We start from the raw sequence: 19,700 nt of genomic DNA on the forward strand, positions 1-19,700 counted from the left end.
CACAAGTGTTGTTTCTTAAAGCGGATGCAAAGCGAACAGTGCAATCGCACCCGCTTGCGCGATCTCCCGTGGTCATGCCAAGATAAAGACATGGAAACTCGTAGCGAAATGCGCAACGCATCACATCATCACGGTCGCAATCGATTGCGCCGTGGTTCGTTACGTCCATAGCTTGCGTCGGAAGTATCCGACTCTTGCAGCAACGACCAAGGCGCCTACGGCGCCTTTTTCTTTTTTCTACATCAGGAGAGCAAACATGAGCATGATCCGGGGAACTCGTTTTATTGTCGGCCAAGAAGCCGCCCAAGCACGCATACTAGAGGGCCGTTTCCGGAGCTACCTTCATTGAAGCAGGAGCCGAGGAGGCAATCGTACCGGCCCTTTGGTCACAAGACACATTTATCGAGAAGACCGGCGGCAGTGAAATCATAGGGCAGATGTGGGCCTTCGCTGACAAGAAAGGTAGGCCATGCTGCCTGATTCCTGAGGCAACTGCGCTGTTTCAGGAAAAGAGCAAGGAGCTGCTTGGACAGCGCAGGGAGCGTATGCTTTTTTACACCGCCCGCTGTTATCGCTACGAGCGGCCTCAAGCGGGTCGCTATCGGGAGTTTGTCCAACTTGGGCTTGAATACCTGAGCCCCGACCCGGTTAGGGCACTGCGTATTTGCCAGGATATCTGCACTGGCTTTCTGGATTCGCTTGGTTTGCGATATGAGATTGACGACGCTGCACAGCGTGGACTTAGCTATTACCTTAACGGGCAAGGCTTCGAGATCCGATGCGCCGAACTTGGCGCGCAGCAGCAGGTAGTTGGGGGTGGCGCCTATAAGGAAGGTGCTGGCTTCGGAATCGGTGCCGAGCGTCTGCTTTTGGCGTTGGCAACACAGGGCATCTAACGCACACCAACCCGCTTGGACTTAGGCAGGGCATGAACGCTGATCATGCCCGCTGCTGACGCGTGCGGCATTCCGGATAGTCCGGTTGAAAGCTCGCAGAGAGTATTAAGCGTATCCGCACGCCTAATGTCTTCAAGTGCGGTGCGGGGCCAGGAGGATGTAGAACACCATCACACCTACTTGGTCACAGCCCATTCCAGCTCCTCTTATGCTTCCCATTCGTCATAGTGTTCAAACGCAACGTCAGTGCCGCAACCATCAAGCAAACAGAATGCTGCATACGATATTTGAGTTATCCATGAGCTGAGTCGATCAAGCTGCTCGCTCGGGATCAGTTTATTGCTACGAAGCATGCCACCGGGCTCCACGCCCCATGCGCGACCAAGATGGCAGATGCCCCAGATGGCGGCAATCAGCTCTCGATCACAGAGGGCACCGCTCCCCAGCTCGTTTGCCAACACCTTGAGACAGGCCATGACTTCGTGGAAGTTTTCTACACGCAAGCCGCTGTATGGGCGGAGGCTACCAAGAAACCCGAACTCCCACTTCGGGTGGTTGGTGTCGCTGTGTCTGCCTGAGTGCATTTGAAGCAGCTCATGGGCTTCTGCGGGTGTCATGTTGTTCTGCCTAGCGTTTGCCATGTTATACCTCCTGCAGTTGGTTCGGGCAGTCGCAAGGCGCCCCTAGCCAGAGCCGCTACGCTTTATGCTCGCCATGTGCATGCGCAATTCGAAGACCATGCGCTCCAATCTGCCAGCTGGCGGCGCTAGCCCGCGCCCCTACCATTTCTCTTGGCGTCGCCACGCCCAAAGGGGAGCTTGCCCTCATCAAATACCTTTACTTGCAATAATCGCCTACTAAGCTCAATGCACACGCAGCGCGTGTCGTGCTTTTGACCATATCCACTTTTCTCGTGCTTGCAGCACTCGCTGCCAGCGCGGGATAGACCGTCAGCGATGCAGCCAAAGGCGGCTTTACGCTTGCCTTTGGTGGATTCACCTATTTGGTCCGGTGCAAAGGTACCGGTATCAGAGGGTGGAAGTTTGTCGCATCGGATTGCGGGCCTGGGGGGATATTTCGGTTGCAAGTGACAGCAGTTTTCGGCCAACACTTTATTATGGAGCTAAGTTCCCCATGAGATCTCTGCACTCCCGCCAAACCCCCCATATGCGACTGCGTCCGCTCAGCTTGGCATTGGTCGTAATGCTGTCAACCACTGCGTTCGCTGTACCTACGTTCAACAATACGGCGACAACACCTAACCGCGCGGTTGGTGCCAATGTCACGCAGACGCTGACCCTGACGCCCACCGCCCCAAATATGCCTGCTGTGATGGCGCAGGCCCAGACTGAGACGGTGACCATCAGCGGGACGGTAACCGATGGCGATACATTTAGCATTACCCTGCCTGGTACGGCCACCACCATCACGACCACGGTAGCCGCTGGAGACACCCCGGCCAGCATGGCGACAGAACTCTACGATCTTATCGTTGCCCACGCCGACTACATCAGCAATACCACTTACCAGGTTACTGACAACACCTCGGGCGTGCTGACCTTCACTGCCACCACGCCGGGCACATCGTTTGCGATGTCCTTCCCGGCCGATGCGGCAAGCATTTCAACTAACTCAAGCACTGCGTCCATTGATGGCGCGGAAATGCAGGCCAATGTGCCCGCCGTGCCGGCACAAAGCCAGATTGATACGCTGACGATAGGCGGCAGCGTGGACATCGGGGATGTCTACAGCATTGACCTGCCAGGCTCGGGCACGGTGAGCTTTACGGCCACCACCACCAGCACTGCAGACGTGGCCGCCGGCCTGAATGCCGCCATCCAGGCCGACTCCGGCGTGCCCTATGCGACGCAGGACTATACGACCAGCGTGACTGGCAGCGACATTGTGTTCACCGCCAAGAGTGCGGGCACCGGCTGGACCCTGGGCGCGACCGGGAGCACCAATGCGACTGCTGTGGCACAGGTTAATACCCTGACGCCGGCCTCCATCATGGCTGGCAATACATTTGCCGTGACACTCAATGGCACAACCTATACCTTTGTGGCGACCACGACCTCGGCCACGGATGTGGTGAATGGCCTTATCGCTGCCATACCCAGCACCACGGTGACCCCCACGCTTAACACCGGGACGCTGGTGCTGACCGCCAACACACCCGGCACCGCCTTTACCGCTGTCGCAGCTGCTGTCGACGTTGCCACGGCAGCCCAATCGACACTGACCGTGGGCACGTCCAGTCTGATTACGGCGGGCTCCACCTCCGCCATCCTCACGCTGAAGGATGCCAGCAGCACCAGCCTGTTCAATGTCAGTGCCAGCGGCGCCACCATTACCAGCAATAGTTCCAGTTGTACGGTAGGCACCCCGACGCGCAGCACCACCGACGGTACCGTTACCGCCACCATCACTGCTGTCAGTCCCGGTAGCTGCATCATTGGTGCGACCTTGAACGGCAGCACCGCCGTCACGGCGACCCAGGCGATTACCGTCACCGCTGCGAACACCACAATCACTGGTGGCACGGGCACAATCGATGGCACCGGAACGATAACAGGTTCGGCGAGTGTGACCGTCACTGCAGGCAGCAGCGTGGATGTCTCGGCAAACGGTGCCAGCGGCAGCACCCTGACCATCGATGCTTCGACCAAACCAGTCAGCGTGAATCTGGGCGGCAGCACACCGTCTGTCTCGGTCTCTACCGGATCATCGGGCGTCGTACTGAAAGTCAGTACCACGTCGGGCGGACAAAATGTGGTGGGCCTTTCACAAGGCAGCGCTACTCTCTCCAGCGGGAGCAGCGGTGCGATTCTTTCGGTTGGCGGCAGTGGTGAGTCACCGATAGTCATCACATCGGGCAGTACCGGTTCAGCCATCACCGCGACGGCAAACAGCGGTGGTACCACCACTGTTGCGGTTGTTTCCGGCACGGTCACCACGCCGCATACCTGCGGGTCGCGCCCCGCAATACCGGCCACCCCGCCAACCGGAAGTAGGTCCAGCACATGGAATACCTACTTCTCGAGCGTGAAGGTCTACCAAAGAGAACTGTTGGCATACTCGCTATGCATTGCACAACTCCCTTCGGTCAACCTACAAAGGTCCTTGATCAGCGACCGCGCCAACATGCTGACCTCGTCTACCTTGATGCTGTTCAAGGGCGAGACCATCACCTACGACAGCGCGGGCAACGAGATTGGGGTCACGCTAGCAGATGGTGGTGCAGGCGTGGCACAAACCCTGAGTGCCATTCCTACCGGCATGACGCTGGAAAGCATACCGGTGTCCATAGACGGCAACCCCGCCCGCCTGAATGGTTCCTATCTGGGCACCGAGATTGTGACTACCCTGAGCAAGGAGCTGGGTATCAAGCTGACGCGCAGCGCCAATACCCCGATTGGTGGCATGGTCATGACCGCGCCGGACGGCACGCGGATCGCCGGCGTACCAGTTGGCCAGCTAATGGTCGCACCAGGCGTTCCCAATGGGCTGCAAAGCAACGGGCGGATGCGCGTGGTAGTAAGAGGTGCGGTCACGGAATTGGCCCCCAGCCTGGTGAGCCCAAGCAACTTCGCGGCGCAGCTCATGGCCGTGGATAGCCAAGCTACCGGCATGGTCACGGCTGACGGCTTGATCAAGGCTACAGTGGGTGGTGCCAAGTATGTGGTCCGGCCGGCATGGACTGCAACGCCCAGCACCTTGAATGGCTTCTCCTACGACAGTGCTGGTCGCCTGATCCATGGCGATGGCAGTGTGCAGCAGACGCTCTACCCGGCGTTTGCCAACATTGATGTCGTGGCAGCCACACTGAGCACCATCATCGGCGCATCCGTGCCTGCAGTGGATGTCGATGGCTCCGTCACCACCACCATAGGTAACGTCAGCTATAAGCTGCGGGCTGGCTATATGCTCGTCAACACCCCAGAAGCACATGCTGCCGATACCTGGTGGCAAGATGGCAGCACCTTCTATATCAACAACCAGGATGGGACTGCTCAGTCGTTCTCGGTTGAATAAACCGTATTAGCAAAGCAACTTGTCTCAAGGCGCGACTCCAGCAAGGGGTTGCGCCTTTTTCATGCTGGTGGCCAACTACCGGCCTGAAACGCAGAGGGACTGGCAAAGCCTGCAAAGTGTCACGGTGCCGCCACGGAGGTTGATTCTTTAAACCTGCGCAAGGCAACCAACTGCCACACCGAGAGCACCAGCGTGGCGAGCAGAAGCGCAACCGACATAGGCTGCATGAACGCCTCGCGGCCCAGGGTAAAGAAAAACGCATGGATGCCGACAGTGAGGAAGCCCAGCACAGCCAGCAGCTTGTAATAGTTCAAGCCAGTGCGGAGGTTGGCGACCACCCGGCTGTGTGCATACAGAACCAGCGCAATGATGGGAATGTTCAGCAGCAGGTTGACCTGATTGCCACCAGGAATGTTGAACAACTCCCATTCGCGCCAATAGGCTGCGTCGATTTGATGCGTGACCAGAACCGTGGCATTTGCCAGGAAAAGCCAGCGAAGGTGCGATTGCGGAGACATGGGTAAACCTTTCGGTTGCCTTGGTTCAATAGCAGAAGAACCCATTGAAGGGTTCAAGACGCTGTGACGACACGGCTTGCTTTGCGCCAGGCACCGTCGGCTGTTGGGGATAAAGGCGCTGCGGCTACCGGTTTTGCCCTGTGTCGGGGCATCGCCAAGCCCATAGAAAACACGTGGCGGAGTATCCCAGACTTTATTCCAGAATCACCAGCTGCTCTTGGGCGACCTACCCATGCAGATACGCCGGGCACAGCCATGCTGGCTCACCCTTATGGAGGGTGGCCGCCGCCAGTGCCGCTGGCTTGCCCGGCGTTAGCGTGGCATCAGGCCTGCCAGCCTCGCCGCCCGGCCAGCCGCTGGCCGGCTTGGCGTAGTATCTTCTCGGTGGTCGGCCAGCTCACGCAGGCATCCGTCACCGAGCAGCCATAGCGCAGGTCGCCCAAGTCTGCCGGGATAGGCTGATTACCCGCCTCGATGAAGCTCTCTATCATCACGCCGCGGATGGCGCGGTTGCCTTCGCGTATCTGGTTCACCACATCGGCCAGCACGACAGGCTGCAGGGCATGCTGTTTCCAGGAGTTGGCATGGGCACAATCGACAATGATGTTGGCGGGGATATGGTGCTTTTCCAGCGCTTTTTCGGCGAGGTGGATGCTGACCGTATCGTAGTTGGGCCGTCCGCCGCCGCCACGCATGACCAAGTGACAGTAGCGGTTGCCCTGGGTGCGGACGATGGCCGGCCTGCCATCCTGATCCATCCCCATGAAGGCATGAGGGCAGGCTGCCGACAGGATGGCATTGACGGCGGTCTCGACGCTGCCGTCGGTACCGTTCTTGAACCCCACGGGCGTGGCCAGGCCCGATGACAGTTCGCGGTGCACCTGCGATTCGGTGGTGCGCGCACCAATCGCCGTCCAGCTGATCAGGTCGCCAAAATAATGGGGCGATAGTGGGTCCAGCGCCTCGGTCGCGACCGGCAGGCCCAGCGCATTGACCGCCAGCAGGAACTGCCGGGCGCGCGCCATGCCCTCGCCTATCCGGCAGGAATCGTCCATATGCGGGTCGTTGACCAGGCCCTTCCAGCCCACTGTGGTACGCGGCTTCTCGAAGTACGCCCGCATCACCACATACAGGGTATCGGACAGCTCGTCGGCCAAGGCAGCCAGCCGCTGCGCATAGTCCAGGCCTGCTTCGGTATCGTGGATGGAGCATGGCCCGACCACCACCAGCAACCTGTCGTCCTTGCGATCCAGGATGTCGCGGATCGTCTGCCGCCCCGCCTGTACGGTTGCGGCAATCCGCTCTGACGCTGGCATCCGCCGATACATCTCCGCCGGCGCGGGCACCTGCTCGAAAATGGCGTCGGGCATGCCCCCCGGCCCTCTCGGATACACCGCTCCCGTCCGGCCCGTTGCTGTAAAGGCTATCGTCATGCTTCCTCCGGTATTCGCGTGGTCGTGAGCCTGGGGCTTGCCTGTCTGCCCTTGCACAAGCCGCTAGGCCCACACTTGCATACGCCCCGCCCGTGACCCACTGGGTTTCTGGCAAACATCATGCAACCATAAATAATGAGAGTCAATCTCATTTGCATTTAGATTTTTTTACCGTTACGATGCTTCGCCAATCCGGCGCCTGGCTCGCGTACGACAGCTGCAAACCATCCCACCGCGACGCCATCGCTCCGCTACCGGGCACTCACAAGAATAGCCACACCGCCCGGCGCAACACACGCCTGCCACGGCTGATATCCAGCAGCGGCAGCGGTATTGGTCTTTCATGAGGAGCCACTATGCAACCATCCCAGCACGATTCCGGCTTGACTACCCCTAAAGCCAACGACCTGCTCCGCCTCTACCCCAACGGTGGCTCGCTGTTTACCTCACCACGCCGCACGGTACTGACGCTGGGCCGCCATGCCACGCTCGCTCACGGGCCGGCCGACACCCTGGCACAACGTGCGGCCCAGTTGCTGCGGCAGGCACAGGCAGAAGGCCTGGTGCAGCCCATCCTGCTGGGCGCGGTTCCCTTCAATGCCCAGGCACCGGCCCATCTGTTCATACCGGAAAGCACGGTGCAAGGGCGGGGTGCCGGTGAAACCGCGCTACCTACCCAGGCAGAGTCAAAATCCCTGCGGGACATCAGCAGCGAGGCGCTGCCCCACCCCGACCGCTACCGCGACAATGTGGCGCAGGCACTGAGCCAGATCGGCGAGGGCGGGCTGGACAAGGTGGTGTTGTCGCGCTCGATCAAGGTCGATGCCAACATTGCCGTGCCTACGCTGCTGCAGCGCCTGGCCAACCGTAATCCCAGCGGCTATACCTTCGCCATCGACCTACCAGATGCCGACGGCGAGCGCCGTACGCTGGTCGGCGCCAGCCCCGAGCTGCTGCTGTCGCGCCGTGGCCGGCAGGTGGTTTCGCATCCGCTGGCAGGCTCCATCCCCCGCAGCAGCGACCCGCTAGAAGACGCGCGGCGAGCCGAACAATTGTTCGGCTCGGCCAAGGACAGGCACGAGCACCAGCTGGTGGTCGATGCCGTGGTGGCCGCGCTGGGCCCCTATTGCAATGCGGTACACGTGCCCAGCGGCCCGTCGCTGGTCTCCACCCCCAGCATGTGGCACCTGGCCACCGAGATACGCGGCGACCTGGCAGATGGGGAATGCAGCGCGCTGGAACTGGCGCTGGCCCTGCACCCGACCCCCGCAGTCTGCGGCCACCCCACGGCGGCAGCGCGCTCCTTTATCGAGACGGTGGAAGGCTTCGACCGTGGTTTCTTCACCGGCCTGGTCGGCTGGTGCGATGCCAGCGGCGATGGCGAATGGGCCGTCACCATACGTTGCGCCGAAGTGGGCGAACACACTGCAACGCTCTATGCCGGGGCCGGCATCGTGGCCGGCTCAGAGCCCCATCTGGAGCTGGCGGAAACCAGCGCCAAGCTGCGTACCATGCTCAGCGCCATGGCCTTGGAGAGCGTGCTGGAGGGAGCGGCATGAGCCAGCTGACCGGTTTTACCCCCTGGCCCGAGCAGGACGCGCAGCGCTACCGCGAGCTTGGCTACTGGACCGGTGAAACACTGGGCGCCATGCTGCAGCGCAAGGCCGGCGAACACCCCGACCGTATCGCCATCGTCTGCGGCAAACGGCGATGGTCCTATGCCGAACTCGATGCGAAAGCAGACCAATTGGCCGCAGGCTTCGCCCGCCTGGGCATAGGCGCGCAGGATCGCGTCGTGGTGCAACTACCCAATGTGGCCGAGTTCTTCTCGGTCTGCTTCGGCCTGTTCCGCCTGGGCGCCCTGCCCGTCTTTGCCCTGCCGGCGCACCGCCGGGCAGAGATCAGCCACTTCTGCCGCTTTGCCGATGCCAAGGCCTATGTCATCGCCGACCTGGACGGTGGCTTTGACTACCGGACGCTGGCGCGGGAAGTACAGGCTGAAGTCCCGACCCTGCGCCATGTGGTGGTGGCAGGCGAGGCCGCCGAGTTCACTGCGCTGGCCGACCTGCACGACACACCCATCGAGTTAGCCGGCCCATCGGCCGGCGGGGTGGCCTTCCTGCAGCTGTCTGGCGGCAGCACGGGCCTGCCCAAGCTGATCCCGCGCACCCATGACGACTACCTCTACAGCGTACGCGCCAGCGCCGAGATCTGCGGGCTGGACCAGGATGCCGTCTATCTGTGCGCCTTGCCGGTGGCCCACAATTTCCCGCTCAGCTCACCGGGCACCCTGGGCGTGCTGCATGCCGGCGGGCGCATCGTGCTGGCGCGCCGTCCCAGCCCTGACGAGGTGTTCCCCTTGATCGGGACGGAAGGCGTTACGATCACCGCGCTGGTGCCGCCGCTGGCCATGGTATGGCTGGATTCGGCCCGGCAGCGCCGGCCGGAACTGAAGACACTGAAGCTGCTGCAGGTGGGTGGCGCCAAGTTTGGCGCCGAGGTGGCATGCCGTGTGCTGCCGGAACTGGGCTGCCGCCTGCAGCAGGTCTTTGGCATGGCCGAGGGGCTGGTCAACTACACCCGTCCTGAGGACAGCGACGAACTGCTGCACCATACCCAGGGTCGCGCCATCTCGCCGCACGATGAAGTTCGCGTGGTGGACGACGAGGATCGCGACTTGCCCGATGGTGAACTGGGCCATCTGCTGACCCGTGGCCCCTACACCATACGCGGCTATTACCTTGCCGATGAACACAACGCACGCGCCTTCACCACCGACGGCTACTACCGCACCGGCGATCTGGTGCGCCGGCTACCCAGCGGCCACCTGACGGTAGAGGGCCGCGCCAAGGATCAGATCAACCGTGGCGGCGACAAGGTCGCGGCAGAAGAGGTGGAGAACCATTTGCTGGCCCACCCAGCCGTGCACGATGCCGCCCTGGTCGCCATGCCGGACGCCTACCTGGGTGAGCGCAGCTGCGCCTTTATCGTCACGCGCGGCGATCCCTTGCGCCCTGTCGAACTGATGCGCTTTCTGCGCGAGCGCGGTGTTGCCCAGTACAAGATACCTGACCGCATCGAATTCGTGACCGAGTTTCCCAAGACCGGTGTGGGCAAGGTCAACAAGCGGGCGCTGCGTGAGCGGATTGCCGAGCTGATCGCGGCCACCGACTGAGCCACAGCCTGTACCGCATACCGCAATGCCCAGGGTAAACCCGGGCAGCGGGCAGGCACCTGCTCCTCTTTTCCATTTCGATCGCCTGGCTTACACGATATGACCATACCCCGCATCGCCACCTATCCCATGCCCACCACCCTGCCCGAAAACCGGGTGGACTGGCTGCCGGAGCCCAACCGTGCCGTGCTGCTGATCCACGACATGCAGCAGTATTTTCTCGATTTCTACGACCACACGGCAGCGCCCATCCCCTCGCTGATCGCCCATATCCAGGCACTGCGCCAGGCCTGCGACGCAGTGGGCATACCGGTGGTGTACACGGCCCAACCGGGTGAGCAATCACCAGAGGAGCGGGGCCTGCTGACCGAGTGGTGGGGGCCGGGCATTACCGCGCAGCCGCAACTTGCGCCTGTGGTGGCTGCCCTGGCACCGCGCGAGCAGGATGTGGTGCTGACCAAGTGGCGCTACAGCGCCTTTGCCCGCAGCGATCTCGAACAGCGCATGCGCGCCCAGGGCCGCGACCAGCTGATCATCTGCGGCATCTACGCCCATATCGGCTGCCAGGTGACGGCGGCGGATGCCTTTATGCGGGACATCCGCCCCATCTATGTGGGCGATGCGGTTGCCGATTTCTCGGCCGAGGAGCATGCCGGTGCGCTGGCCTATGTCTCGCGGCGCTGTGGTGCCGTACGCAGCACCCAGGACGTGCTGGCGGCGCTCCGCCCCCAGGGCAAGCTGCCGGCCGACCAGGCAGCGCTGCTGGCCGAGGTGGCCAGGATGCTGCAGATGCAGCCGTCGGATTTGTATGCGGACGACAACCTGATCCACGCCGGACTCGACTCCATCCGCCTGATGAGCCTGGTGGAAGGCTGGCGGGCAGCGGGGGCCCAGGTCGGCTTTGCCGAAATGGCCGAGCAACCCACCATCGCGCAGTGGTGGGCCTTGCTCAGCCGGCAGGGCAACTAGCCATGGAGTTCGCGGGCAGGATTGCCTTGGTGACGGGCGCGGCGCAGGGCATAGGGCTGGCGGTAGCAACCATGCTGGCAAGCCGCGGCGCACGCGTGGCTGTGCTGGATAGACAGGCCGATCGCATCGCCACCGTGGCGGCCACCCTGCCCGGCCAGGGCCATCTGGCCCTGGCGGTGGATCTGACCGATGCCGCCGCCATCGATGCCGCGGTGGCACAAACCGAGCGCGAGCTGGGCGAGATCGATCTGCTCGCCAGCGTGGCCGGTGTGCTGCATTTGGCCAGCACCCAGGCCACCACCGACGCGCAATGGCAGCAGACCTTCAGCGTCAACACCACCGCGGTGTTCCAGCTCTGCCGGGCGGTGGCGGGGCGTATGCAGGCGCGCCGCCGTGGTGCCATCGTGGTGGTCGGCTCCAATGCGGCCAGCACACCGCGCTTGAACATGGCCGCCTATGCCGCCTCCAAGGCCGCCACTGCACAACTGCTGCGCTGCCTGGCGCTGGAGCTGGCGCCACACGGCATACGCTGCAACATCGTGTCGCCCGGCTCCACCGAGACCGATATGCAGCGCCAGCTGTGGAGCCGCCCTGACAGCGTGCAATCCATCATCGCCGGCTCGGCCGAAGGCTACAGGCTGGGCATACCCCTGGGGCGCATCGCCCAGCCCGAGGATATTGCCGAAGCGGTCTGCTATCTGGCATCGGACCGTGCCCGCCACATCACGCTGCATGACCTGCGGGTAGATGGCGGCGCGACGCTGGATGCTTGAGGACCTGATATTGGAATTGCAGGCGGAGAAATTAACGGTCTCCGGGAGCTAGACCTAAGGGCTAGCCCTCATGGCGGGCTCAGATCCAGTGCCAGGGCGGCGCTGACGCCTGCCATGCCCAGGTCGAGGCGCTTAAGCTGCATGGTGCGGGCGGGCTGGATATGCCAGTGCAGCAGGTAGTCCAGTGTAGCTTGCGGCAGCACCGTGACGCTGGCCAGGTGGTCGGCCACGCCTACCCCCCAGGCCTTGAGCAGAGCCTCCTTGCCGCTCCAGACATCGAAGAATGCCGCCACCTCCTCTCCCCCTTGGCAGTGGGCCTGTTCCATCGGGGTATAGGCCTCTGCCAGCAAGGTCAGCGGGTGCCGGGTGTCGTGCACTTCCACGTCCACGCCTACCGGGTGAGTCTCTGAAATCGCGATCAGGGCATGTTGCCCCGCGTGGCTGACGTTGAACTGTGGGCCCGCAGCCTGCAACACCGGCTTGCCGTGCGCGCCGGGCTGTATCTGCAATGCGCCGGCGGATTGACCCAGGTGCGCGCCCAGTAACTGCCGCAGGGTCGCGCGGGTGCTGGCATAGCGTAGGCGATCAGCAGGCTGCCGATAGCGCAGGCAGGCCGCCTGCTCGGCCTCGCTCAGTTCGGCCCATACGGCGGACGGGAGCGGGGCGGTCAGATCCAGCAGCAGGTGCCAGACCGCCACCCCACTGATATACAGCGGACGGATATCCAGTTGCCGACACCGTACCCTCGCGCCATCCAAACTCACTCACACCCTCCTGTTCAGGCTGATCCGGCCACCACTGCCTTAGCCACAGGCTGGCGCCAGCACCGTAATCGTGCGACCAAGCCATGCGTCAGCAGATAGGCCAGCGGCACAAAGAATATCGCCAGCAAGGTCGCCGTCACCACCCCACCCAGCACGCCGGTGCCGACCGCATGCTGGCTGGCCGAGCCCGGCCCTGTGGCCAGCACCAAGGGCACGACACCCGCGCCAAAGGCCAGCGAGGTCATCAGGATAGGCCGCAGGCGCAGGCTGGCACCCTGCAGCACACCATCCAGCGCGCTAGCACCATTGCGTACGGCAGCCTCAGCGAACTCGATGATCAGGATGGCATTCTTGGCGGACAGGCCTACCGTGGTCAACAGCCCCACCTGGAAATAGATGTCGCTGGGCAGGCCTCGGATGCTGACAGCGAGCATGGCCCCGACCACCCCCAGCGGTATCACCATCAGTACCGCCACGGGTACCGACCAGCTCTCATACAACGCCGCAAGGCACAGGAAGACGAACAGGATGGAGGCGGCATACAGCATGGGGGCCTGGCCGCTGGACAGCTTGTCCTGGTAGGAGAGGCCGCTCCACTCATAGCTGGTGCCGGGCAGGCGTGCCGCCAGTTGCTCTATGGCCGCCATGGCATCGCCTGAACTGACGCCGGGCGCGGCGGAGCCAAATACCTGGGTCGCCATCATGCCGTTGTAACGGCGCAGCTGTGCCGGGCCTTCCTCCCAGCGGGTCTGGGCGAAGGCGCTGAATGGCGTCATCTGGCCGCTGCCACCGCGTACCGCCCACAGCCCGATATCCTCGGGGCGCGAGCGGTACGGTGCATCCGCCTGCACCATGACCTTCTTCACCCGCCCCTGGTGGATAAAGTCATTGACGTAGCTACCTCCCCAGGCCGTGCCCAGGGTGCTGTTCACATCCGCAAGGTCCAGGCCCAACACGGCGGCCTTGACCTGATCCACCTCCACCCGCAGTTGCGGCATGCTGTCGTTGCCGTTGGCCCGCACCGCCATCAGGCGCGGGTCGCGCTGGGCTTCGGCAACCAGTTGCTCCCTGGCCAGTGCCAGGCTGGACTGCCCCTGGCCGCTGATGTCCTGCAACCAGAAATCAAAGCCATTGGTCTGGCCCAGGCCTTCGATGGGGGGCAGCACCATGCTGAAGACCTCGGCATCGCGTAGCTGGCTCAAGGCCTGGTTGGCGCGCTCGGCAATGGCCAGCGCGCTGTTCTCCTCGCCCTTGCGCTGTGACCAGTCCTTGAGCGAGATAAAGGCCATGCCGGCATTCTGCCCAGGGCCACCGAAACTGAAGCCAGCCAGGGTGTAGATGGCCTCGATATTGGCATTTTCCGCCTCCAGGAAATGCCGCTCCACCGCCTCTACCACATTGGCCGTGCGGGGATAGGTGGCGCCGCCGGGCAGGGTGAACTGCACCATGACCGTGCCCTGGTCATCGTCAGGTATGAAGGCCGTGGGCAGGCGGTAATGCAAGACCCCCATCAGCCCCACTATGGCCAGGTAGACCAGGCCGTAGCGCACCGGCCGCGCCAGTAGGCCCGCCAGCCAGCCGCCATAGCGCCGTTGTGCAGCATCGAAACCACGGTTGAAGCGCCCCAGCAAGCCGCCCTGCCGCACGGTGTGGCCAGGCTTGAGGAAGGTGGCGCACAGCGCTGGCGTAATGCAGACCGCCACCAGCACCGACAGTGCCATGGCCGCCACGATGGTGATCGAGAACTGGCGGTAGATCACACCGACCGATCCGCCGAAGAAGGCCATGGGCAGAAAAACCGCCCCCAGCACCATGGCGATGCCGACCAGGGCGCCTGTGATCTCACGCATGGAAGCCAGGGTGGCCGCCCGCGCGTCAAGGCCACGCTCCAACATGATGCGCTCGACGTTCTCGACCACCACGATGGCATCGTCCACCAGCAGGCCGATGGCCAGCACCATGGCGAACAGGGTCAGGGTGTTGATGGCGTACCCCGCCACGGCCAGCACGCCAAAGGTCCCCAGCAGCACGATGGGCACGGTGATGGCGGGAATCAGCGTGGCACGCCAGTTCTGCAGGAAGAGATACATCACCAGCACGACCAGCACCACGGCCTCCAGCAACGTCTTGCAGACTTCCAGGATGGAGAGCTTGACGAAGCGCGAGGTATCTTCGGGGAAGGACACTTCCATGCCCGGCGGAAACGCCTTGCGCAGTTCGGCGACCTTGTCCTTGATTGCCTGGGCGGTGACCAGGGCATTGGCGTCCGGTGCCAGCATGAAGGCCAGCCCGGAGGCCGGGTAGCCATTCAACCGCGAGGTGCTGCCATAGTCCTCACTGCCCAACTCAACCCGGGCAACATCACCCAGCCGCACCACCGCACCATAGGGGCTGGTCTTGATGACGATGTGACGGAACTGCTCGGGCGTCTTTAGCCGCGACAGCGCCGTCACTGTTGCGTTGAGCTGCTGGGTATCGGCCGAGGGCCGCGCACCCATCTCGCCCACCGAGACTTCGGTATTCTGCTTGGCGATGGCGTCAGTCACATCCAGGGGCATCAGGCCATGGCTGCGCAGCTTGTGCGGGTCCAGCCAGATACGCATGGCATAGGGCGCGCCGAAATTCTGCACCCGGCCCACCCCTTCCACCCGGCTCAGCGGGTCTTGCAGCGTGCTGGCCAGCCAGTCCGAGATATCGGTATCGCTGCGCTGGCGCGTGGTGTCGTAGAACGCCGCAATCATCAGGAAACCGCTCTGCAGCTTGGTGATGGTCAGTCCGTTCTGCTGTACCGGTCCTGGCAGCCGGCTGGCCACCTGGCTGGCCTTGTTCTGCACCTGTACCTGGGCGACGTCAGGATCGGTGCCCTGCTTGAACGTCAGCATGATTTCGGCACGCCCGGCGCCGCTGCTGTTCGAGCTGAAGTACATCAGGTTGTCGAGGCCCTTCAGCTCCTGCTCCAGTACCTGGGTGACGCTGTTTTCCACTACCTGGGCCGAGGCGCCGGGATAGCTGGCACTGATCATCACCGACGGCGGGGCAATGTCGGGGTACTGCGAGACGGACAGACGGCTGACCGCCACGGCGCCGGCCAGCATGGTCATGATCGCCAGCACCCAGGCAAACACCGGGCGCTCGATGAAGAAGCGTGCCAGCATGGATCAGCCCCCCTTTCCGCGTCCGGGCGCGGGTGCGTCGGCACCTGCCACGGCCTGCACCGCCTCGACCGGCTGCCCCGGCCGCACCCGCTGCAAACCGTCGACGATCAGCCGATCGCCGCTGCGCAAGCCGGCGGTGACCACCCAGTAGTTGCCCAGGCTGCCCTGCACGGCCAGTTGCCGCGCTTCGGCCTGGCTACGGGCATTGACCACCAGCGCCGTGGGCTCGCCCCTGGCGCTGTAGGCCACGCCTTGCTGCGGCACCAGGAAAACCCGCCGTTGTACCGCCTGTTCGACTTCTGCCCGCACATACATGCCAGGCAGCAGCAGGCCCTCAGGGTTGGGGAATTCTGCCCGCAGCGTCACCGCACCGGTTGCCGGGTCCACCCCCACCTCGGCGAACTTCAGCACACCCGCGTGCTGGTAGCGTTGGCCATCTTCCAGCCGCAGCGTGACCTTGGCACCCGCGGTGCGCAGCCCGCCCTGCGGAAAGGTGCGCTTGAGACTGAGCAGCGCCTGGCTGGACTGGACGATATCGACATAGATGGGATCAAGCTGCTGTATGGTCGCCATCGCCCCACCTTGCCCAGCAGAGACCAGCGCGCCCTCGGTCACCTCGGAGCGGCCTATGCGGCCGCTGATCGGTGCAGTAATCCGGGTCCGGTCCAGCTCCACCTGGGTGGCCTTGGTGCTGGCACGGCGCGCCGCCGCCGCCGCAGCGCCCTGCTGGTAGGCCGACTTCATGTCGTCCAGCGCCTGGGGGCTGACGAAATTGAGCTTGCTCAGCTCGTCATAGCGACGCACCTTGGCTTGCAGGCTGGCCAGGTTGGCCTCGGCATCGGCCAGATTGGCCTGTGCCTGGTCGTGCGCCGCCTGGTAGCTGCCCGAGTCGATCTGGTACAGCACCTGGCCGGCGCGGACTAGGGCCCCCTCCTCGAACAGCCTGCGCTGAACGATGCCCGACACCTGCGGCCGGACTTCTGACACACGATACGCCGCCGTGCGCCCCGCCAACTCGGTCAGCACCGGTGCATCCTGCGCCGCCAGGGTCAGGACGCCGACCTTGGGTGCCATGGTGGGCGGGCCTTCGGCCGCTGGGTCGCCTGCGGGGGCCTTGCTACAGCCCAGCAGGCCAAGCGGCAGCAACAGGGCAAGACTTTTCTTTAGCATGGTCGATAGCCTCCCGTCAGCAGCCGCGCTTGCGCTGGCTGCCGTGGGCAGGCGACTCCTTGTTCACAGTGGGGAATTAACCTAGAAAAACCGGCAGGGCATCTACCCTGGCCCTGCACGCAGCAGTAAGCCTCATTGCCAGGAATTTAATGATAATACTTATCATTCGTAATAGAATTGCGCATGCAGGCCGCACCTGTCAATCGCTGCCGCAGGCCCCCTTCCCCCCAAGACCCTGGAAAACATGCGTATCCCCTGCCTATTCAAGCGAGAAGCAGCTTCTGCCTCCACCACGGCCTGGCTGGCCACCTGCCTGCTGCTCGCCCTGCTTGGCGGCTGTGGCAAGCAGGCCGAGGCAACCACCGCCGCCAAAACCAGCCCTGCCCAGGCCAGCGGCTGGCCGCGCAGCATCATGACCGCCAAGGGTGAAGTCGTCATTGACCGCCCGCCGCAGCGCATCGTCTCCACCAGCGTCACACTGACCGGCACCCTGCTCACCATCAACGCGCCCATCGTGGCCAGCGGTGCCACCCAGGGCGGTACTGCCATCACCGACGACCAGGGATTCTTCACCCAATGGTCAGACGTTGCCAAGGCCCGCAAGCTGCAGCCGCTCTATCGCGGCGAGCCGAACGCCGAAGCCATCATCGCGGCCAATCCCGACCTCATCATCGTGGCCGGTACCGGTGGCGATTCGGCGCTCAAGCTGTATGAGCAGCTGAACCTGGTGGCACCGACCCTGGTGGTCAACTACGACGACAAGAGCTGGCAGGAACTGGCCACGCTGTTCGGTCGCGCCACCGGCCACGAGGCCGATGCCGCCGCTGCCATCCAGCGCTTCGACAGCCTGGCGGCCGCCACCCGCGCCAGCCTGGTGCTGCCGCCGCAACCCACCACGGCCCTGGTCTACTACGAGGACGATTCCGGCGCCAACGTCTGGACCGGCGCATCAGCCCAGGGAAAGCTGCTGACGGATCTGGGCTTCCAGCTCGCCGCCGTGCCCGACTCGGTCAAGGGCGACAAGAGCATGGGCATACGCAAGGACATCATCCAGCTGTCGGGTGAGAAATTCGCCGACGGCCTGCAGGGCCAGACCCTGCTGCTGTTCTCGGGCAATCCGCAGACCGCCGCACAGGTGAAGCGCAACCGCTTCCTGGCGGGCAGCCCGGCCATCAAGGCCGGTCATGTCTACCCCATGGGGCTAGACACCTTCCGCCTAGACTATTACAGCGCCACCCAGCTGCTGCGGCATATGCAGACGCTGTTCCACGGCAGCCAGGCGGCCGCGAGCGAGCAGGGTAAAGCGGCAACCAAGCCCGCCAGCCGGGGATAGGCGGAAACGACGCGCCTGAAGATGGCTTGCGCCATGGTCAGGCTCATGCGCTGCACTCGATACCCGACAAACCCGGGCCTCGTCTGGCGTCGAGGCCCAGTTTGATAAACAAGGTCGCAAAGCGCTTGCAAGCGGGCACCGGCTGAGGGTGGCGGCACGCCCGCCTACCGCCAAGTGCCCCTACTCCGCAGCGGCAGCAGCAGGCTGCGGCGCAGGCGCGGTCGACGCCTGGCCGCCCAGCCGGCGCAGGGTGCCAAAGCCCAGGCCCATCAGCACCATCAGGCCGGCAGCGATGCCGCCCAGCGTGGCGGCAGCACCCAGGGGTGCCACTACGCGTGCCAGCGCGCCCACACCCACCGCCCCAGCCGCATCGCCTACCACGTCCTGCGCATTCCACAGGCTGTTGATACGGCCCAGCAGGTGATCGGGCGTATGGCTTTGCACCAGGGTGAACTGCAGCAGCGAGGCAATGGAGCCCAGGTAGCCGATGATGGCCAGCGCCATCAGCGCCGGTAGGATGTGGCCCACCAGGCCCAGCACAGACACGGCCAGGGAGGAGCCCAGCACGGCGCCCAGCATCACCCTGCCTGGCCGGCGAAGGCCGCCCACCCAGCCACTGGTGAAGGCGCCCAGCATGGCGCCGAGCGGCACGGCGCCGTACATCAGGCCCACTTCGAATGCCCCGCCGCCGTAGCCGTCTTCTGCCAAGGCAGGAAACAGCACACGCACTGCGCTCAGCAAGGCCTGCAGGGTGCCCACTGCCACCACGGCCCCCACCACCTTGTTCTGCCAAAGGAACTGCACGCCCTCGCGCAGCGCCTGCAGCGGGTGCTCCGGCTCGCCCCCCTGCGGCAGCAGAGCAGGCAGACGAGTCAGCGGCAGCAGCGTACACAGGGTACCCACGCCGGCCAGCAGGTAGTTCCAGCTGACACCTGCGCTCACGATCAGCACCCCGCCGATGGCTGGGGCCAACACGGCGCCAAAGCGCACGATAAGCATACTCAAGGCGCCGGCGGCAGGCAGGTTCTCGCGCCCCACCAGCGTAGGTGTGGCCGCCATCAGCGCCGTAATGCCCATGGCCCCGAAGAAGCCATCCCATAGCGATACCAGATAGAGCGCCGTCAGCGACGGCGCGGCGACAAAGCTGTTGGCAGCCAAGGCCAGGAAGCCAATGCCGCACAGCCCCCGCGCCAGCAGTATCAAGCTGCGCCGGTCATACCGGTCTGCCAGCACGCCGCCGCACATCAGGCCCACGAACATACCGATACCATCAAGCGCCATGGCGAGGCCAACCTGCAGCGTAGAGCCGGTCAGCTGATGGATCTGCACCGGCACGGCCACCATCAGGATGCCAAGGGCCAGCACTGACATCATGCGGGCCACGAACACGGCCCGGAAATGGGCGTTCTGCTTGAGCAGGCTGAAATCCAGGAAAATGCTGGGTCGACTCATGAGCGGGTGATCCGATGGACTGAGAGA

14 protein-coding genes are annotated in these 19,700 nt (G+C 63.7%); 7 read left to right on the top strand and 7 right to left on the bottom strand.

Going from position 1 to position 19,700, the window contains the following annotated elements:
* The first annotated feature begins 344 nt into the window (after positions 1–344).
* Positions 345–896, top strand: a complete 552-nt coding sequence (locus tag QQK16_RS04875; protein WP_284195789.1) for an ATP phosphoribosyltransferase regulatory subunit — start codon at positions 345–347, stop codon at positions 894–896.
* Positions 897–1,102: 206 nt separating this feature from the next.
* On the opposite strand, the gene QQK16_RS04880 is transcribed toward QQK16_RS04875, so the two are convergent.
* Positions 1,103–1,537 (bottom strand): hypothetical protein, encoded by a 435-nt coding sequence (locus tag QQK16_RS04880; RefSeq protein ID WP_284195301.1) that lies wholly within the window; start codon positions 1,535–1,537, stop codon positions 1,103–1,105.
* 562 nt (positions 1,538–2,099) lie between these two features.
* On the opposite strand from QQK16_RS04880, the gene QQK16_RS04885 reads away from it, so the two are divergent.
* Positions 2,100–4,931: a beta strand repeat-containing protein gene (locus QQK16_RS04885; protein ID WP_284195302.1), complete on the top strand. Its 2,832-nt coding sequence runs from the start codon at positions 2,100–2,102 to the stop codon at positions 4,929–4,931.
* Between the two features lie 119 nt (positions 4,932–5,050).
* Here QQK16_RS04885 and QQK16_RS04890 read toward each other — a convergent pair whose 3' ends face one another.
* Positions 5,051–5,449, bottom strand: coding sequence for a DUF6713 family protein (locus tag QQK16_RS04890; protein ID WP_284195303.1), 399 nt, complete (start codon positions 5,447–5,449; stop codon positions 5,051–5,053).
* Positions 5,450–5,772: 323 nt separating this feature from the next.
* Complete coding sequence (locus QQK16_RS04895) at positions 5,773–6,819, bottom strand: 3-deoxy-7-phosphoheptulonate synthase (protein WP_284195304.1); 1,047 nt, start codon at positions 6,817–6,819, stop codon at positions 5,773–5,775.
* Positions 6,820–7,238: 419 nt separating this feature from the next.
* Here QQK16_RS04895 and QQK16_RS04900 point away from each other — a divergent pair, with 419 nt between their 5' ends.
* The 4 genes from QQK16_RS04900 (at position 7,239) to QQK16_RS04915 (ending at position 11,799) form a co-directional block, all read left to right on the top strand.
* A complete protein-coding gene (locus QQK16_RS04900) occupies positions 7,239–8,441 on the top strand; it encodes an isochorismate synthase (RefSeq protein WP_284195305.1) in 1,203 nt (400 codons plus the stop codon).
* On the top strand, positions 8,438–10,057 hold the full coding sequence (locus tag QQK16_RS04905) for a (2,3-dihydroxybenzoyl)adenylate synthase (protein ID WP_284195306.1): 1,620 nt from the start codon (positions 8,438–8,440) through the stop codon (positions 10,055–10,057). Before QQK16_RS04900 ends, QQK16_RS04905 begins: the two co-directional genes overlap by 4 nt.
* A 99-nt stretch (positions 10,058–10,156) precedes the next feature.
* Positions 10,157–11,026, top strand: a complete 870-nt coding sequence (locus QQK16_RS04910) for an isochorismatase family protein (protein WP_284195307.1) — start codon at positions 10,157–10,159, stop codon at positions 11,024–11,026.
* 2 nt (positions 11,027–11,028) lie between these two features.
* On the top strand, positions 11,029–11,799 hold the full coding sequence (locus QQK16_RS04915) for a 2,3-dihydro-2,3-dihydroxybenzoate dehydrogenase (protein WP_284195308.1): 771 nt from the start codon (positions 11,029–11,031) through the stop codon (positions 11,797–11,799).
* Positions 11,800–11,867: 68 nt separating this feature from the next.
* Here the strand turns inward: QQK16_RS04915 and QQK16_RS04920 are convergent, their stop codons facing one another.
* Genes QQK16_RS04920 through QQK16_RS04930 form a run of 3 tightly spaced genes read right to left on the bottom strand, consistent with a single transcriptional unit; the run spans position 11,868 to position 16,888 of the window.
* A complete protein-coding gene (locus QQK16_RS04920; RefSeq protein WP_284195309.1) occupies positions 11,868–12,563 on the bottom strand; it encodes a 4'-phosphopantetheinyl transferase family protein in 696 nt (231 codons plus the stop codon).
* Positions 12,564–12,577: 14 nt separating this feature from the next.
* Positions 12,578–15,718 (bottom strand): efflux RND transporter permease subunit, encoded by a 3,141-nt coding sequence (locus tag QQK16_RS04925; protein ID WP_284195310.1) that lies wholly within the window; start codon positions 15,716–15,718, stop codon positions 12,578–12,580.
* 3 nt (positions 15,719–15,721) lie between these two features.
* Entirely contained in the window at positions 15,722–16,888 is a 1,167-nt protein-coding gene (locus QQK16_RS04930; RefSeq protein ID WP_284195311.1) for an efflux RND transporter periplasmic adaptor subunit, read from the bottom strand.
* A 244-nt stretch (positions 16,889–17,132) separates the two neighbouring features.
* On the opposite strand from QQK16_RS04930, the gene fepB reads away from it, so the two are divergent.
* Positions 17,133–18,221, top strand: coding sequence for a Fe2+-enterobactin ABC transporter substrate-binding protein (gene fepB / locus QQK16_RS04935; protein ID WP_284195312.1), 1,089 nt, complete (start codon positions 17,133–17,135; stop codon positions 18,219–18,221).
* A 180-nt stretch (positions 18,222–18,401) separates the two neighbouring features.
* Here fepB and entS read toward each other — a convergent pair whose 3' ends face one another.
* Positions 18,402–19,673 carry an enterobactin transporter EntS gene (gene entS, locus QQK16_RS04940; RefSeq protein ID WP_284195313.1) on the bottom strand — a complete coding sequence of 424 codons (1,272 nt, stop codon included), beginning with the start codon at positions 19,671–19,673 and terminating at the stop codon, positions 18,402–18,404.
* Positions 19,674–19,700: the final 27 nt, after the last annotated feature.

Source organism: Chitinimonas prasina, assembly GCF_030160395.1.
Taxonomy (GTDB): domain Bacteria; phylum Pseudomonadota; class Gammaproteobacteria; order Burkholderiales; family Chitinimonadaceae; genus Chitinimonas; species Chitinimonas prasina.

Bases quoted from the DNA above. Each gene is read 5' to 3' on its own strand.
- QQK16_RS04890 (WP_284195303.1), bottom strand. From the start codon at position 5,449: ATGTCTCCGCAATCGCACCTTCGCTGGCTTTTCCTGGCAAATGCCACG.
- QQK16_RS04900 (WP_284195305.1), top strand. From the start codon at position 7,239: ATGCAACCATCCCAGCACGATTCCGGCTTGACTACCCCTAAAGCCAAC.
- entS (WP_284195313.1), bottom strand. From the start codon at position 19,673: ATGAGTCGACCCAGCATTTTCCTGGATTTCAGCCTGCTCAAGCAGAAC.
- QQK16_RS04905 (WP_284195306.1), top strand. From the start codon at position 8,438: ATGAGCCAGCTGACCGGTTTTACCCCCTGGCCCGAGCAGGACGCGCAG.
- fepB (WP_284195312.1), top strand. From the start codon at position 17,133: ATGCGTATCCCCTGCCTATTCAAGCGAGAAGCAGCTTCTGCCTCCACC.
- QQK16_RS04880 (WP_284195301.1), bottom strand. From the start codon at position 1,537: ATGGCAAACGCTAGGCAGAACAACATGACACCCGCAGAAGCCCATGAG.
- QQK16_RS04895 (WP_284195304.1), bottom strand. From the start codon at position 6,819: ATGCCCGACGCCATTTTCGAGCAGGTGCCCGCGCCGGCGGAGATGTAT.
- QQK16_RS04885 (WP_284195302.1), top strand. From the start codon at position 2,100: ATGCTGTCAACCACTGCGTTCGCTGTACCTACGTTCAACAATACGGCG.
- QQK16_RS04930 (WP_284195311.1), bottom strand. From the start codon at position 16,888: ATGCTAAAGAAAAGTCTTGCCCTGTTGCTGCCGCTTGGCCTGCTGGGC.
- QQK16_RS04925 (WP_284195310.1), bottom strand. From the start codon at position 15,718: ATGCTGGCACGCTTCTTCATCGAGCGCCCGGTGTTTGCCTGGGTGCTG.
- QQK16_RS04915 (WP_284195308.1), top strand. From the start codon at position 11,029: ATGGAGTTCGCGGGCAGGATTGCCTTGGTGACGGGCGCGGCGCAGGGC.
- QQK16_RS04910 (WP_284195307.1), top strand. From the start codon at position 10,157: ATGACCATACCCCGCATCGCCACCTATCCCATGCCCACCACCCTGCCC.